The organism is Streptomyces sp. NPDC007905, assembly GCF_042959345.1.
In the GTDB taxonomy this organism is placed as follows: Bacteria; Actinomycetota; Actinomycetes; order Streptomycetales; family Streptomycetaceae; genus Streptomyces.
Genome location: NZ_JBIBKS010000018.1, coordinates 169034 through 182410, shown reverse-complemented (window position 1 = coordinate 182410; position 13377 = coordinate 169034). Strand labels below are relative to the sequence as shown.

The following is a 13377-nucleotide window of genomic DNA, read 5'->3' as shown; positions in this document are numbered from 1 at the left end:
CTGGCGTTGATTTTTGGCACGCTGTTGAGTTCTCAAGGAACGGTCGCTTCCTTTGTACTCACCCTCTCGGGCTTTCCTCCGGGCGCTTCCCTTCGATGTTTCAAACTCTATCAGGGTTTTTCCGTCCCTCTGACCACCCCTCTGCGGACATGCAGGAGGTGATCCCGAGATAGGATCTGACGAGTTTGGGTGCTGCTCAGCGGACACGCTTGCGCGTCATTCCGTCCCAAGCAGGGTTAGGACTGTACACGGGGCCTCGGAGCCTGTGCAAATCGGTGGGGTTGGTGGTCTAGACCACTTGCTGCTAGGTTCCATACGGAACCGTCACTTCCTTTGACATACCCTGCTGCTCAGTGCGCCGTCCGGGACAGGCAGTGACGGCCCTACCTGCAGCTCCACTCCTGGGAGGCTTCCCATGACCACCGTGACGTCCCCTCTCGCCGGACGCGCCATCGCACTGGCCGCCGTGCCGGATCCGGTCTTCTCCGGGGCCATGGTCGGGCCAGGTACTGCGATCGACCCCGAGCGTGAGCCCTCCGAGGCCGTGGCGCCCGTGGACGGGGTCATCGTTTCCCTGCACCCGCACGCGTTCGTCGTGGTCGACGAGAGCGGGCACGGTGTGCTCACCCACCTCGGCATCGACACCGTCCAGCTCAACGGCGAGGGCTTCGAGCTGCTCGTCAACAAGGGCGACACCGTCGCGCGCGGTCAGAGCATCGTGCGCTGGGACCCCGCCGCGGTCGAGGCCGCCGGCAAGTCGCCGGTGTGCCCTGTCGTGGCACTCGAGGCCACGGCCGAGTCCCTCTCCGATCTCCGTGACAGCGGCGACGTCAAGGCCGGCGACAGCCTCTTCTCCTGGAACTGATGGCAGTGCCGTCGTAGGGCGGCGTACGGGACAACCACCGCGGCGGCGGGACCCGCCGCACTTATTCGGAGACGGGTGCGATGGAGACAACGCTGCGAGGCGTCGGCGTGAGCCACGGTGTGGCGATCGGCGAGGTTCGGCACATGGGAACGGCGATGCTGGAGCCGCCGGCCAAGCAGATCCCGGCGGAGGAGGCGGAGCGCGAGCAGGGGCGGGCGCGCCAGGCCGTGGGCGCGGTGGCGGCAGACCTGATGGCGCGCGGCAATCTGGCGGGGGGCGAGGCCCAGGCCGTGCTCGAGGCGCAGGCCATGATGGCGCAGGATCCCGAACTGATGGCGGACATCGACCGGCGGATCGCCGTCGGCAGTACGGCGGAACGTGCGGTGTACGACGCCTTCGCGGCGTACCGCGAGCTGCTGGCCGGTGCCGGGGAGTACCTCGCCGGTCGCGTGGCCGACCTCGACGACGTGCGGAACCGTATCGTCGCCCGGCTCCTGGGTGTTCCCATGCCGGGTGTCCCGGACAGCGACGAGCCCTATGTGCTCGTGGCGCGCGATCTGGCGCCCGCCGACACGGCGCTGCTGGACCCCGCCCTGGTGCTCGGTTTCGTGACCGAGGAGGGTGGCCCGACCAGTCACAGCGCGATCCTGGCGCGAGCGCTGGGCGTGCCGGCCGTAGTGGCGCTGCCGGGCGCCGGAGAGCTGGCCGAGGGCACGTTGATCGCCGTCGACGGCAGCACGGGTGACATCTTCGTGAACCCGAGCGAGGCGAAGAAGGCGGAGCTGCGGGCTGCGGCCGCCGAGCGCAAGGCCGCGCTGGCCGCTTCGACCGGTCCGGGTGCCACGGCCGACGGGCACAAGGTGCCGCTGCTGGCCAATGTCGGCGGGCCGGCGGACGTGCCGGCGGCCGTGGAGGCCGGTGCCGAGGGTGTCGGTCTGTTCCGCACCGAGTTCCTGTTCCTGGACGACAGCAAGAACGCGCCGTCCGCGGAGAAGCAGGTGCGGGCCTACCGGCAGGTCCTGGAGGCGTTCCCCGAGGGTCGCGTGGTGGTGCGCGTGCTGGACGCGGGCGCGGACAAGCCGCTGGCCTTCCTCACGCCGGCGGACGAGCCGAACCCGGCGCTGGGCGTGCGTGGTCTGCGGACCCTGCTCGACCACCCCGAGATTCTGCGCACGCAGCTGACCGCGCTGGCGCAGGCCGCGGAGGGACTGCCCGTCCACCTCGAGGTCATGGCGCCCATGGTGGCGGACCGTGCGGACGCGAAGGCGTTCGCCGATGCCTGCCGGGAAGCGGGGCTGCGTGCCAAGTTCGGCGCGATGGTGGAGATCCCGTCGGCAGCGCTGCGGGCGCGCTCGATCCTGCAGGAGGTCGAGTTCCTGTCGCTGGGGACCAACGACCTCGCGCAGTACACGTTCGCGGCCGACCGGCAGGTGGGTGCGGTGTCGCGGCTCCAGGACCCGTGGCAGCCCGCGCTGCTCGACCTGGTCGCGCTGTCCGCCGAGGCGGCCAGGGCCGAAGGCAAGAGCTGTGGTGTGTGCGGCGAGGCCGCGTCCGACCCGCTGCTGGCCTGTGTGCTGACAGGCTTGGGCGTCACCTCCCTGTCCATGGGTGCGGCGTCGATCCCCTATGTTCGGGCGACGCTGGCGAAGTACACGCTGGCGCAGTGCGAGCGGGCCGCCGCGGCCGCGCGTGCGGCGGACAGCGCCGAGGAGGCGCGCGGCGCGGCTCAGGCGGTGCTGTCCGGCGAGTAGTCGTTCGGTTCCACGTTGCCGTGCCGACGCGTGTTGTCGTCCGGCGCACCTTGTCTGTCGGATTCAGGGGCGTCCCGCCTTCGGTGGGGCGCCCCTGGCGCTTTCAGTGGCGGTGTCCCGGTTCCGTGCTCTCCTCTCCGAGGTCGGGGGGCGTGCAGTAGTCGACGCCCGACTCGGGGGAGATGAGGTCGCCGGATTCGACGTCGGTGCAGTAGGCGTCGAAGACCTCGGAAGCGGTGAGAGGTTCGAGCCCACCACCGCGCAGCCGCCAGCCGTGGACACGGTCCGCCGTGCCGGGGGCGCTGATGCGCATGACGAGCCCGCCGGGGCGGCGCGTGGCGAGGCCCAGGGCGAGGACGCTGGTGAATTCGAGCGCTTCGGCCTCGTCGAGGTCCGTGGTGCCTTCGGTGTCCTCGTCGGCGTGCAGGACGGACAGGAGGGTGTCCGGCGGTCCGGAGACGCTGCAGACGAGGTGCCGGTCGCCTGGCGGGGCGGTGTCGAGGATGCGCACGAGGAGGTCGGAGGCGCGGGTGAAGGCCGCGCGTCCGATGTCCTCGCCGCAGGTGACGCAGGGGCCGAGGCGGGTCAGGAGGGTGGTGGCGTACTCCCACGTGGCCTGGCGTACGGCCTCGTCGACGAGAGCGGGCAGGAGGGTGGCGAGGGGACGGCCGTCGTAGGGGATGGTGGGGCCGGTCGCTGCGAGTTCCGCCGTGAACCGGGTGCGGCTGGCCGGGGCTTCCGGGTCGAGGCCGGTGTCCGCGCAGAATGCGGCGTACTCCTCGGGGTCGAAGAGGGCAAGAGTGGTGTGGCTGCCCTGGGCCTCTCGGCTCTTGAGGAGGGCTTCCACCTGCTGGAGGTAGGTGGTGTGGTCGTCGAAGACGAAGCTGCGGTAGCGCCGCATGGCGCGGAAGTCGTGGTCGTCGGTGAGCAGGCCGATGGTGCCGGCGATCTCGCGGCGCAGGACGCGTCGCATGGTCTGGTGGTCGGTGTGCGCCATGTTTCCCCCAATGCGCGGTGAATCAGTGCTCACTCACAGTAACCGGCGGCACTGACAACGACTGCGCCGGGGACGGTCGCGGACCAGGCGGTGCTGGACTGCGCAGGTCACGGCGATGGTGGTGCCGAAGGCGGTCCAGCCGAGTGGTCCGGTGGAGATGGCGGCGGTGACGCCGAGCAGGCCGATGCCGCGCTGGGCGGAGGCGGCGAGTCCGTGCACGCCGAGGTAGGCGCCCAGGGCGGTGACGGGGGCGAGGGCCACGGACAGTTCCCAGGACACGGTGGCGTGGAGCATCTCGGCGAGGGTGAAGGCGACGGCCAGCTGCGGTCAGCAGGCAGACGGCCCGCGGGGCGCCGCCGGTGGCGGAGAGGGCCATGGTGGCGCCGCCGAGTGCGAAGGCGGCGGACAGCGGGACGAGGAGATTCCGGGCGGCCGCGCCGGTGGTGCCGTATCGGGCGAGCGGCACTTGGAGGGCCACGACCATCAGGTTGTTGAGGACGAGCAGCAAGGGTGCGCGGCCGTGCGGCACGCCCTCGCTGTGGGCGTTCCACAGGGGCAGCGGGATGACCCTGTGGGTGCCCGTGCGAGACGAGTCGGCGGTGGTGAACGGCTTGCGGTCGTACTGCTGGTGGGTCGCGGCCGGGTCGAGGTTCCGGATGGCCTCCGCACCAGGAGTCCGGATCACGGCAGCGGATCCGGCGCCGGCTGAGGTCGCGCGGCCGGTCTCGGACTTCGCCGCCGTGCTGGGCGAGTCCGAGGCCTCCTACGGCGGGTGACGGCCCTGCGGGTCAGGCGTGTTTGCGTGCCAGTTCCTCGTAGAAGCCCAGCAGGCCGAGGTTGTCGATGGACCCGGGGTTGACGGCCTTCTCCAGGGGCGTGCCCTGGAGAAGGCGCTTGACCGGGACCTCGATGCGCTTGCCGGTGAGGGTGTGCGGGACGCCCGGGACCTCGATGATCTCGTCGGGCACATGGCGTGGCGAGAGCTGCTCGCGAATGGCCTGCTTGATGCGGTTCAGGAGTACCTCGTCGAGGACGGCGCCGGGCGTCAGGTGGACGAACAGGGGCATCCAGTAGCCCCCGTCGGGCTGTTCGATGCCGATGACGAGGGACTCCCTGATCTCGGGCAGTCGTTCGACCACTTCGTAGATGTCGGCCGAGCCCATGCGCACGCCCTGCCGGTTGAGGGTGGAGTCGGAGCGGCCGTGGATGATCACGGAGCCGCGCGAGGTGACGGTGATCCAGTCGCCGTGGCGCCAGACGCCCGGGTAGGTGTCGAAGTAGCTGTCGTGGTAGCGGCTGCCGTCAGGGTCGTTCCAGAAGTGGATCGGCATCGAGGGCATGGGGTTGGTGACGACCAGTTCGCCCACCTCGTCGACGAGGGGCTTGCCGGTCGGGTCCCAGGACTGCAGGTCGGTGCCGAGGCCGGGGGCCTGGAGTTCACCGGTGTACACCGGAAGCGTCGGAACGGCTCCTGCGAAGCAGGAGCAGACGTCCGTGCCGCCGCTGACGGAGGCGATCCACAGGTCCTCGCGGACTTCGTCGTGCAGCCAGCGGAAGCCGTCGGGCGGCAGCGGGGAGCCGGTGGTGGCGACGCACCGTACCTGGGAGAGGTCGAAGTCGCGAGAGGGGTGCACGCCCGCCTTGCGGCAGGCCATGACGTAGGCGGCCGAGGTGCCGTAGAGGGTGGCGCCGGTGCGTTCTGCGACCCGCCACTGGGCGCCAGTGTCGGGGTAGCCGGGGCTGCCGTCGTACAGGACGATCGTGGTGCCCGTGAGGAGGCCGGAGACGAGGAAGTTCCACATCATCCAGCCGGTCGAGGTGTACCAGAAGAAGCGATCACCGGGGCCGAGGTCGCAGTGCAGACCGAGCTGCTTGAGGTGCTCGACCAGGATGCCGCCCTGGGACTGGACGATGGCCTTGGGCAGGCCGGTCGTGCCGGAGGAGTACAGCACCCACAGGGGGTGGTCGAACGGGACCTGCTCGAAGACGGGCTCGGTGTCGGCGGTGGTCAGTGCCGCCCACTCGAGGGTGCCCTGCGGCGCCTCGGTGCCCAGGAGCGGGATGTGGACGACGGCGCGCAGGGTGGGCAGCTCGCGGCGCAGCTCGGCGACGATCTCACGCCGGTCGTGCTCCTTGCCGCCGTAGCGGTAACCGTCGACGGTGAACAGGACGACCGGTTCGACCTGCTGGAAGCGGTCGAGGACGCTGCGGGCGCCGAAGTCGGGGGCACAGGAGGTCCACACGGCGCCGACGGCGGCCGTCGCGAGGAGCGCGACGACCGCCTGAGGGACGTTCGGGAGGTAGCCGCTGACGCGGTCGCCGGGACGGACGCCGAGGGCGCGGAGTTCGGCGGCGAGGGAGCCGACCTGGCAGCGCAGCTCGGACCAGGTCACCGGGCGCGGTTCATGGGTCTCGTCGACGTACAGGAGGGCGGGTTCGTCCGGCCGGTCGGCGGCGGCGCGCAGGGCGTGCTCGGCGTAGTTGAGGGTGGCTCCGGGGAACCACTGGGCGCCCGGCATCGAGCGGTCGCCCAGTACGCGCGCGTAGGGTGCCGAGAACCGTACGTCGAACCACTCCGTGACGGCTTTCCAGAACGTGTCCAACTGCTCGACGGACCAGCGGTGCAGCGCGCAGTAGCCTCCCTCGGCCGGGGCGCCGTGGTGCTCGGCTGCCCATGCCTGGAACGCGGTGATCCGTGCCTGGGCGATCCGCTCGGGATCGGGCTGCCAGAGCGGCTGGGGGTTCGCTGTCGACATGGGGGGCTCCCGGGCTGTGCGCGTCGTGTGCGTCGGTCCGCGCACGGCTGGGGTGTGCGCGTGACGCGGCTGACAGGGACGATGCCATGTGATCGACTTCTACACCAGGGCGCGCCCCACATAGTCCGTGTCGTGAAGATGTGGTCCCGGCACGGGTGAACGGCAGTTGAACGACACACGCGGGTGGGACGGTCAGTGGCAGGGTGAACAGCATGGACGGTCGTGACCTGGTGCGTTCGGTGAGTGTGGTCGGTTCGGGAAGGGCGGCTCAGGGGTTGCGTACCGTACGGGCCGCATGGCGCCGCAGGCGTATCGACGCCGCCGGGCTGCCGCCACGGGGTGCCGAGCGCGCCCGGGTTCCGGGGCAGGTGCAGGGGGTCGAGCCGGGGCCGGGAGGCGGTGTGATCCGGTTCGGCCGCTCGGAGCTGCGGATCACCGTCGCGGGCAACGGTGCGGTCTTCTGGGGCTGGGACGGAGCGGCGCCGGAACCGTCGTACGCGCTGGCCGGGGGCTGTCCTGAGCCGGATCCACGGGCGGTTCTGGAGCCGGACAAGGACGGCGGCTGGCGGGTGGTGGCCGAGCGGGTGACGCTCGTCGTCTCCCGCCACGGGGCGCTGGAGGTGTGTACTCCGGGCGGTGTGGTGCTGCGGCGGGATCTGCCGCCGCGCTGGTGGGAGCCGGTCGGCGGGGGCACGGCCCGCTGGATGCAACGCTCCGAGGTGGCGGCGGACGCCCGGTTCTTCGGCCTGGGCGGGCGCGCGGCGGGCCCGCGGCTGCGGGACGGCACGTACCGGCTGTGGAACACCGATCCGGGTCGTGCGTTCGGTCCGGGCGACGATCCGTTGTACCTGACCATGCCGCTGCAGCTGGTGGTGGCCGACGCCGCGGCCCACCTGGTGTTCCACGACACCACGTGGGACGGCACCGTGACCCTGCGGGAGGGCGAGGAGGGGGCGGGATCCGGGCACGATCGCGCGGGGCGCTGCGAGGTGCGGATGGACGGCGGTCCGCTGCGCGGCTGGGTGATGGTGGGTGCCCCCGCGCGCGTGCTGCACACCTGGGCCTCGCTGACCGGGGCGCCCGCACTGCCGCCGGCGTGGGCGCTCGGCCACCATCACGCGCGATGGGGCTTCGGCGGCGAGGAGGCGGTGCGCCGGATCGTCGCGGGCTACCAGGAGCGCGGTCTGCCGTTGGACGCCGTCCACCTGGACATCGACCACTACGCGGACCACCAGGTGTTCACCGTCGACCAGGAGCGCTTCCCGAAGCTGCCGGTACTCGCGCAGGAGCTGCGCCGGGACGGGATCCGCCTGGTGTCGATCATCGACCCGGCGGTGAAGGCCGCGCCGGGCAACGCCGCGTATGACAGTGGGTCGGCCCTGGACGCGTTCGTGCGGGACGCCTCGGGGCGGACGGTACGGGGCGAGGCGTGGGCCGGCGATTCCGTCTTCCCGGACTTCACGCACGCGCGCGTGCGCAAGTGGTGGGGCGGCCTCTACGAGGAGCGCCTGGGACAGGGCTTCGCGGGCTTCTGGCATGACATGAACGAGCCCACGTCGTTCAGCGCCTTCGGTGAGCCCACGCTGCCGCGTTCGGCCCGGCATGCCCTGGAGGGGCGCGGCGGCGACCACAGGGAGGCCCACAACGTGTACGCGCTCTGCATGGCCAGAGCGGCCTACGAGGGGCTGCGCGAGCTGTCGCCCCAGGAGCGGCCGTTCCTGTTCTCACGGTCCGGCTGGGCGGGCGTGCACCGCTACGGGGGGACGTGGTCGGGAGACGTGGCGACGGGCTGGCCGGGGCTGCGGGCCTCCCTGTCGCTGGTGCTGGGGCTCGGCTTGTGCGGGGTGCCGTACTCGGGGCCGGACATCGGCGGCTTCGACGGGACACCGACGCCGGAGCTGTACCTGCGGTGGTTCCAGCTCGGGGCGTATCTGCCGCTGTTCCGTACGCACGCGAGTCTGCAGGCGGGGCGCAGGGAGCCCTGGGAGTTCGGTCCCCGGGTTCTGGAGCACGCGCGCGTGGCGCTGCTCGAACGCCGGCGTCTGCTGCCGTACTTCATGACACTGGCTCACCTGGCCCGGCGCACCGGCGCACCGTATGTGCGACCGCTGTGGTGGGGGGCGCCGGAGGACCGGGCGCTGCGCGACTGCGAGGACGCGTTCCTGCTGGGCGACTGCCTTCTGGTGGCGCCCGTGCTGGACCCGGGGGCGGGCCGGCGCACGGTGCAGCTGCCTCGGGGCCGCTGGTACGACACGGTGACGGAGGAGGTGTACGAGGGTCCGGCGCAGGTTCTCGTGGAGGCCCCTCTCTCGCGGATTCCGGTGCTCGCGCGCGCCGGTGCGGTCCTACCCGTACGCGGCGAGGACGGCGGGATCGAACTGGAGGTGTGGGCGCCCGCCCGGGGACAAACCGGTGGCGGGCTGGTGGCACCGGACGCGGGCGACGGGTGGGACGTACCGGAGATCGAGCGCTATGCCGCCCGCTGGCGGGGCCGGCGGGTGGTCGTCACCCGGGAGCGGGAGGACGGCTCGGGCGAGCCGCCCCACCCGGTGCGCATACGGGGACTCGGCTGAGCCGCCGGGCTCAGAGGTAGCGGCCCTCGAACCACGCCCGCACGGCCAGGGTGTGCAGCGGGAAGGCGAGTTCCTCGGGCCGGCGCAACAGGTGCCAGCCCTCGGTCTCCTCCGTGGCGCCGGAGGGCGGCAGTCCTTCGGCCGGGCGTTCCGGGAGCAGTCCGAACAGCAGCAGGTGCCCGTCGGGCGAGCTCATGGCGTCCACGAGGCGCACGTCGCGGGGTGCGGCGTCGATACCCGTCTCCTCCTTGAGTTCGCGGACGACGGCGTGCTTCCAGTCCTCCCGGTCGTCGATGTAGCCGCCGGGCAGTGCTGTGCCACCGCGCGCGGGGGCGATGGTTCGGGTGATGACGACCAGGGCCGTGCCCTTGGTGTCGTACACGGGCTGGAGCGCGATCGCGACCGGCAGCGGGTTGCGGTAGGCGACGGTCCCGCAGGACGGGCAGGTGCGCGGCCAGCCGCAGGCGCCCTCTCCATAGGGCGCTCCGCAGCTCGAACAGTATGAGTCGGGCGCGGAGTTGGCAGTTGAGTGCTGAGTTTCGGACACGCGCGGACTGTATCCGATCAGAGGAAGCACGTCTTCCGGCAGCGGCGGACAGGGAGACGGCGCTGAGTGGAGGGGCGGCCGGAACCACCCCCGTCGGCCCCGGCCGCCCCTCTGGTACCACGACGCCGCAGGCGGCCGCATGGTTCGCCGCGACGCCTGCCGATTTCCGATTGCCCGTGGCACACTTCTGACGAATCGTCAGATCACTGGGCCTGGAGGAATGTTGAAGCGCACCCGCACCCCCGCGGTCTCCGGCTGGTTCACCGGCGAAGGGGACGGCTTTCGGCTCCTGGGCACCCGCTGCACGACCTGCGACACGGTCTTCTTCCCGCGCGAGGACGCCCACTGCCGCAATCCGCACTGTGCGGGCGGCGCACTGGAAGAGGTATCGCTGTCGCGAACCGGTCGGATCTGGTCGTACACAGACAGCCGATACCGGCCTCCGTCACCCTATGTGAGCAATCCGGAACTTCCGTGGGAGCCGTACGCGTTGATCGCGGTGGAGCTGGAGTCCGAGCGGATGGTGGTGCTGGGACAGGCGGTTCCCGGCACCACTGTCGCCGATCTGACGGTGGGCATGGAGGTGGAGGTCGTCCCGGGAGTGCTTCACGAGGACGCGGAGACGGCTTGGACGACCTGGCAGTGGCGGCCGACGGGGGTGACGGCATGACGGCGGACGTGGCGGTGCTCGGTGTGGGCATGCACCCCTGGGGCAAATGGGGGCGCAGCTTCGTCGAGTACGGGACGGCGGCGGCCCGCACGGCCCTCGCGGACGCCGGTCTCAACTGGCCGGACGTCGGCTCGGTCGTGGGCGCGGAGACGGTGCGCGGCGGATATCCGGGATACGTGGCGGGGGCGACGTTCGCCAGGGCCCTGGGCCAGCAGGGAGCCCGGGTCACCAGCGTGTACGCGGCGTGTGCGTCGGGTGCGCAAGCGATCGCGACGGCGCGTGCGCAGATCCTCGCCGGGCTCGCCGACGTCGTGCTCGTGGTGGGGGCGGACGCCGCGCCCAAGGGCTTCTTCCGGCCGGCCGGCGGGGAGCGCCCCGACGATCCGGACTGGCTGCGGTTCCGTCTGCTGGGCGCCACGAACCCGGCGTACTTCGGTCTGTACGCGCGCCGGCGGATGGCGGTGCACGGGGACACGCCGGAGGACTTCGCTCTGGTCAAGGTGAAGAACGCCGCGTCGGGGGCGCTCAACCCGTACGCGCGCTACCGCAAGCGGGTCACCGCCGAGGAGGTGGCCGCCTCGGCGGTCGTCGCCGATCCGTTGCGGCTGCTCGACATCTGCGCCACCTCCGACGGCGGCGCCGCTGTGGTGCTGTGCAGCCTCGACTTCGCGCGCCGGCACGGAGCGGCGCGGCCGGTGCGGATCCGCGCGGTGTCGACGGTGACACCGCGGTTCCCGAACACGGTGCTGGATCTGCCGGACATCGCCACGGACTCCGCGGTCGCGGTGGCGGCCCCGGACGAGACCTTCCGGGCCTCCATCGCCCGGGCCGCCTACGAGGAGGCGGGTATCGGCCCCGAAGACCTGTCCCTGGCGGAGGTGTACGACCTGTCCACCGCGCTGGAGCTGCAGTGGTACGAGGATCTGGGACTGTGCGGAGCGGGCGAGGGCGCGAAACTCCTGCGGGAGGGCGTGACGGCTCCGGGCGGCCGCATACCCGTCAACACCAGTGGCGGGCTCGCCTCTTTCGGTGAGGCGGTGCCCGCCCAGGCCATCGCCCAGGTGTGCGAGGCGACGTGGCAGCTGAGGGGAGCCGCAGGCGACCGGCAGGTGGCCGGGGCGCGCGTGGGGATCACGGCCAACCAGGGGCTCTTCGGGCACGGGTCGTCGGTGGTCGTGGTGCGCTGAGCCGAGCCGGGCAAGATCGCCGTGCGACAGGCGAGGTCCATCAGGCCTTTTCACGGAGTGTGATCACTCGGGAATCCTGTGTGAACGTCTCATGAACTGGGCCTGGGCGTCCGCGGGCAGCGCCATCATGCTTCCGTGCACTCCTGGACGGATACTCTCCGCTTCGCCTTCCAGCCGGTGGTCAACCTGAGGACCGGCACGGTCGCCGCACTGGAGATACTCGCCCGCCCGGAGACCGGCGACATTCTGGCCGAGGCCCGTCGTGACGCCGAAGTCGACGGCGCGCTGGCCGTGTTGGCGCTCCGCGCGGCGACACGCAAGGAGACGCTGCTGCCGCTGCACATCAACGTGTTCGCGGCCACGCTCGCCGACCTCGGCGGCCTCACCCGGCTGCACGACGCCGTGCGCGCGGCGGGGCGGATGCCCTGGGAAGTGACCCTGGACGTCGTGCCGTCCTACACGCACGTGCCGCAGCGGGCTCTGCTGGAGGCGGTCGCCGTACTGCGCGACCAGGGCTTCCGGATCAGCGCGGACGGTATCGGCGACGGGGACGTGCCCCTGAGGCTGCTCACCGACCTCTCCCCCGACCTGGTCAAGCTCGACGCTTCTCTGCTGGCCCGGCCCGCCGCGGTGCGGGCGATGCGGACGCTGTGCGAGCAACTGGGCGCGCTGCTGGTGGTCGAGGGCGTGGAGACCGAACTGCAGTGCGCGACGGCGCGGTCGGCCGGCGCGCAGCTCGCCCAGGGCGAGCTGTTCGCGCCGCCGACCCGGATTCCGGCGGCGGACGTATACGTTCCGCCCCGCTCCGCCGGCGCCCTGGCCGTGCCCCGGTCCGGGCCGTCGGTACGGGAGTTCGTGCGGCCCGCCGCCGTCCTGCCCGTCACCGCCTCGGCGGGGCAGGTACGCGCCCTGCTGACCGGCTCCCCGGACGTCTCCGGGGTGTTGCTCGTGGACCAGGCCGGGGTGCCCGTCCGGTCGGTCCACCGGTCGCGCTTCCTGCTGTCGATGTCCGGCCGCTACGGGCACGCCCTGTACGCGGACCGGCCGGCCTTCAAGCTGGGCGACGCGCCGCGCACGGTCGGCGTGGATGCCACCGCATGGGAGGTGCTGGACGTGGTGGCGATCGGCGGCCGCGACCGCACCTCGGACGACGTGGCGGTCGTCGACCGCCGCGGCCGGTGCGTGGGCGTCGTACGGCTCGCGGACCTGGTACGGGCGCTGGCCGAGACCCGGGTGGAGGAGGCAGCGGGCCTCAATCCGCTGACCAGGCTGCCCGGTTCGGACGCGATCACGAGTGAGGTGGACCGGCGGATCACCGACGGGCGGACGTTCGCGCTCAGCTGGCTCGACATCGACCACTTCAAACAGGTCAACGACGGTGCCGGGTTCGCGGCGGGCGACGAGTTGATCCGCTCGGTGGGCCGGGCGCTGCAGGAGGCGGTCGCGGGGCACGCGCGCGTGGGCCACATCGGCGGCGACGACTTCCTGGTGCTCGCAGAGGAGGAGGCGCTCGATCCGCTGGCCGGTGCCGTACTCGACGCGCCCTGGTCGGCGGGCGGGCGCCCGGTCACGCTGTCCCTGGCGACCGTCGTCTGCGGGCCGGGCAGTGTGTCCGACCACCGGCAGGCCGCCGCCCGTCTCGCTCCGCTGAAGAAGGCGGCGAAGGCGCTGCGCGGGACGAGCTGGGTGCTCGCGCACGCGGGACTGCCCGGGTACGAGATCCGGCGCGGTTCCGGTACGGCCCCGGCCCAGGCGGGGTACGCGGCGGCCGAGCCCCTCGGGTGAAGGGCCCGGTCGTATACGGCCGTTGAACGCCGGCTGCGGAAAGGGAGCCAGGGGTGCCCGGGGCCGGAAACCGCTGTCACCGTTGCCGTCAGCGACCTTGACGGTCCCGTGGTGCCGGTGAACACTTCCGGGTGTCAGCCGACATCGCCGTACATTCTCGGCGTAATCAGGCACTGCGCCACGGGCCTGTCCCTGCTCCACGGCCTCTCCCAGAGGCGATCCGGCTGCGACGGCACGCTCGTCACG

The 13377-nt window shown here is 71.9% G+C and carries 11 protein-coding genes; 7 read left to right on the top strand and 4 right to left on the bottom strand.

Features of this window, described 5'->3' with window-relative positions; translation table 11 throughout:
- Window positions 1-415: 415 nt before the first annotated feature.
- On the top strand, window positions 416-865 hold the full coding sequence (locus ACFZDC_RS29580; protein ID WP_391328776.1) for a glucose PTS transporter subunit IIA: 450 nt from the start codon (window positions 416-418) through the stop codon (window positions 863-865).
- A gap of 80 nt (window positions 866-945) precedes the next feature.
- Complete coding sequence (ptsP, locus tag ACFZDC_RS29575; protein WP_391328774.1) at window positions 946-2616, top strand: phosphoenolpyruvate--protein phosphotransferase; 1671 nt, start codon at window positions 946-948, stop codon at window positions 2614-2616.
- Window positions 2617-2719: 103 nt separating this feature from the next.
- On the opposite strand, the gene ACFZDC_RS29570 is transcribed toward ptsP, so the two are convergent.
- Window positions 2720-3613 (bottom strand): hypothetical protein, encoded by an 894-nt coding sequence (locus ACFZDC_RS29570; RefSeq protein WP_391328772.1) that lies wholly within the window; start codon window positions 3611-3613, stop codon window positions 2720-2722.
- A gap of 33 nt (window positions 3614-3646) precedes the next feature.
- Entirely contained in the window at window positions 3647-3907 is a 261-nt protein-coding gene (locus tag ACFZDC_RS29565; RefSeq protein ID WP_391328770.1) for a hypothetical protein, read from the bottom strand.
- 197 nt (window positions 3908-4104) lie between these two features.
- Here ACFZDC_RS29565 and ACFZDC_RS29560 point away from each other — a divergent pair, with 197 nt between their 5' ends.
- Window positions 4105-4389: a hypothetical protein gene (locus ACFZDC_RS29560; RefSeq protein ID WP_391328768.1), complete on the top strand. Its 285-nt coding sequence runs from the start codon at window positions 4105-4107 to the stop codon at window positions 4387-4389.
- A gap of 12 nt (window positions 4390-4401) precedes the next feature.
- Here ACFZDC_RS29560 and ACFZDC_RS29555 read toward each other — a convergent pair whose 3' ends face one another.
- Window positions 4402-6369, bottom strand: coding sequence for an acetoacetate--CoA ligase (locus ACFZDC_RS29555; RefSeq protein ID WP_391328766.1), 1968 nt, complete (start codon window positions 6367-6369; stop codon window positions 4402-4404).
- A gap of 212 nt (window positions 6370-6581) precedes the next feature.
- Between ACFZDC_RS29555 and ACFZDC_RS29550 the strand changes: the two genes are divergently transcribed.
- Window positions 6582-8942 carry a TIM-barrel domain-containing protein gene (locus tag ACFZDC_RS29550; RefSeq protein ID WP_391328764.1) on the top strand — a complete coding sequence of 787 codons (2361 nt, stop codon included), beginning with the start codon at window positions 6582-6584 and terminating at the stop codon, window positions 8940-8942.
- A 10-nt stretch (window positions 8943-8952) separates the two neighbouring features.
- Here ACFZDC_RS29550 and ACFZDC_RS29545 read toward each other — a convergent pair whose 3' ends face one another.
- The gene (locus ACFZDC_RS29545) at window positions 8953-9489 is read right to left on the bottom strand and encodes an NUDIX domain-containing protein (RefSeq protein WP_391328762.1); all 537 of its coding nucleotides are present in this window, start codon (window positions 9487-9489) and stop codon (window positions 8953-8955) included.
- Window positions 9490-9709: 220 nt separating this feature from the next.
- Between ACFZDC_RS29545 and ACFZDC_RS29540 the strand changes: the two genes are divergently transcribed.
- The 3 genes from ACFZDC_RS29540 (at window position 9710) to ACFZDC_RS29530 (ending at window position 13131) form a co-directional block, all read left to right on the top strand.
- The gene (locus ACFZDC_RS29540) at window positions 9710-10159 is read left to right on the top strand and encodes a zinc ribbon domain-containing protein (RefSeq protein WP_391328760.1); all 450 of its coding nucleotides are present in this window, start codon (window positions 9710-9712) and stop codon (window positions 10157-10159) included.
- A complete protein-coding gene (locus ACFZDC_RS29535) occupies window positions 10156-11346 on the top strand; it encodes a lipid-transfer protein (RefSeq protein ID WP_391328795.1) in 1191 nt (396 codons plus the stop codon). Before ACFZDC_RS29540 ends, ACFZDC_RS29535 begins: the two co-directional genes overlap by 4 nt.
- Before the next feature lie 135 nt (window positions 11347-11481).
- Entirely contained in the window at window positions 11482-13131 is a 1650-nt protein-coding gene (locus ACFZDC_RS29530; RefSeq protein ID WP_391328758.1) for an EAL domain-containing protein, read from the top strand.
- Window positions 13132-13377: the final 246 nt, after the last annotated feature.

Excerpts from the sequence above, each read along its gene's own strand:
- ACFZDC_RS29580 (WP_391328776.1), top strand. The coding sequence starts at position 416 with ATGACCACCGTGACGTCCCCTCTCGCCGGACGCGCCATCGCACTGGCC.
- ptsP (WP_391328774.1), top strand. The coding sequence starts at position 946 with ATGGAGACAACGCTGCGAGGCGTCGGCGTGAGCCACGGTGTGGCGATC.
- ACFZDC_RS29570 (WP_391328772.1), bottom strand. The coding sequence starts at position 3,613 with ATGGCGCACACCGACCACCAGACCATGCGACGCGTCCTGCGCCGCGAG.
- ACFZDC_RS29565 (WP_391328770.1), bottom strand. The coding sequence starts at position 3,907 with ATGCTCCACGCCACCGTGTCCTGGGAACTGTCCGTGGCCCTCGCCCCC.
- ACFZDC_RS29555 (WP_391328766.1), bottom strand. The coding sequence starts at position 6,369 with ATGTCGACAGCGAACCCCCAGCCGCTCTGGCAGCCCGATCCCGAGCGG.
- ACFZDC_RS29550 (WP_391328764.1), top strand. The coding sequence starts at position 6,582 with ATGGACGGTCGTGACCTGGTGCGTTCGGTGAGTGTGGTCGGTTCGGGA.
- ACFZDC_RS29540 (WP_391328760.1), top strand. The coding sequence starts at position 9,710 with ATGTTGAAGCGCACCCGCACCCCCGCGGTCTCCGGCTGGTTCACCGGC.
- ACFZDC_RS29535 (WP_391328795.1), top strand. The coding sequence starts at position 10,156 with ATGACGGCGGACGTGGCGGTGCTCGGTGTGGGCATGCACCCCTGGGGC.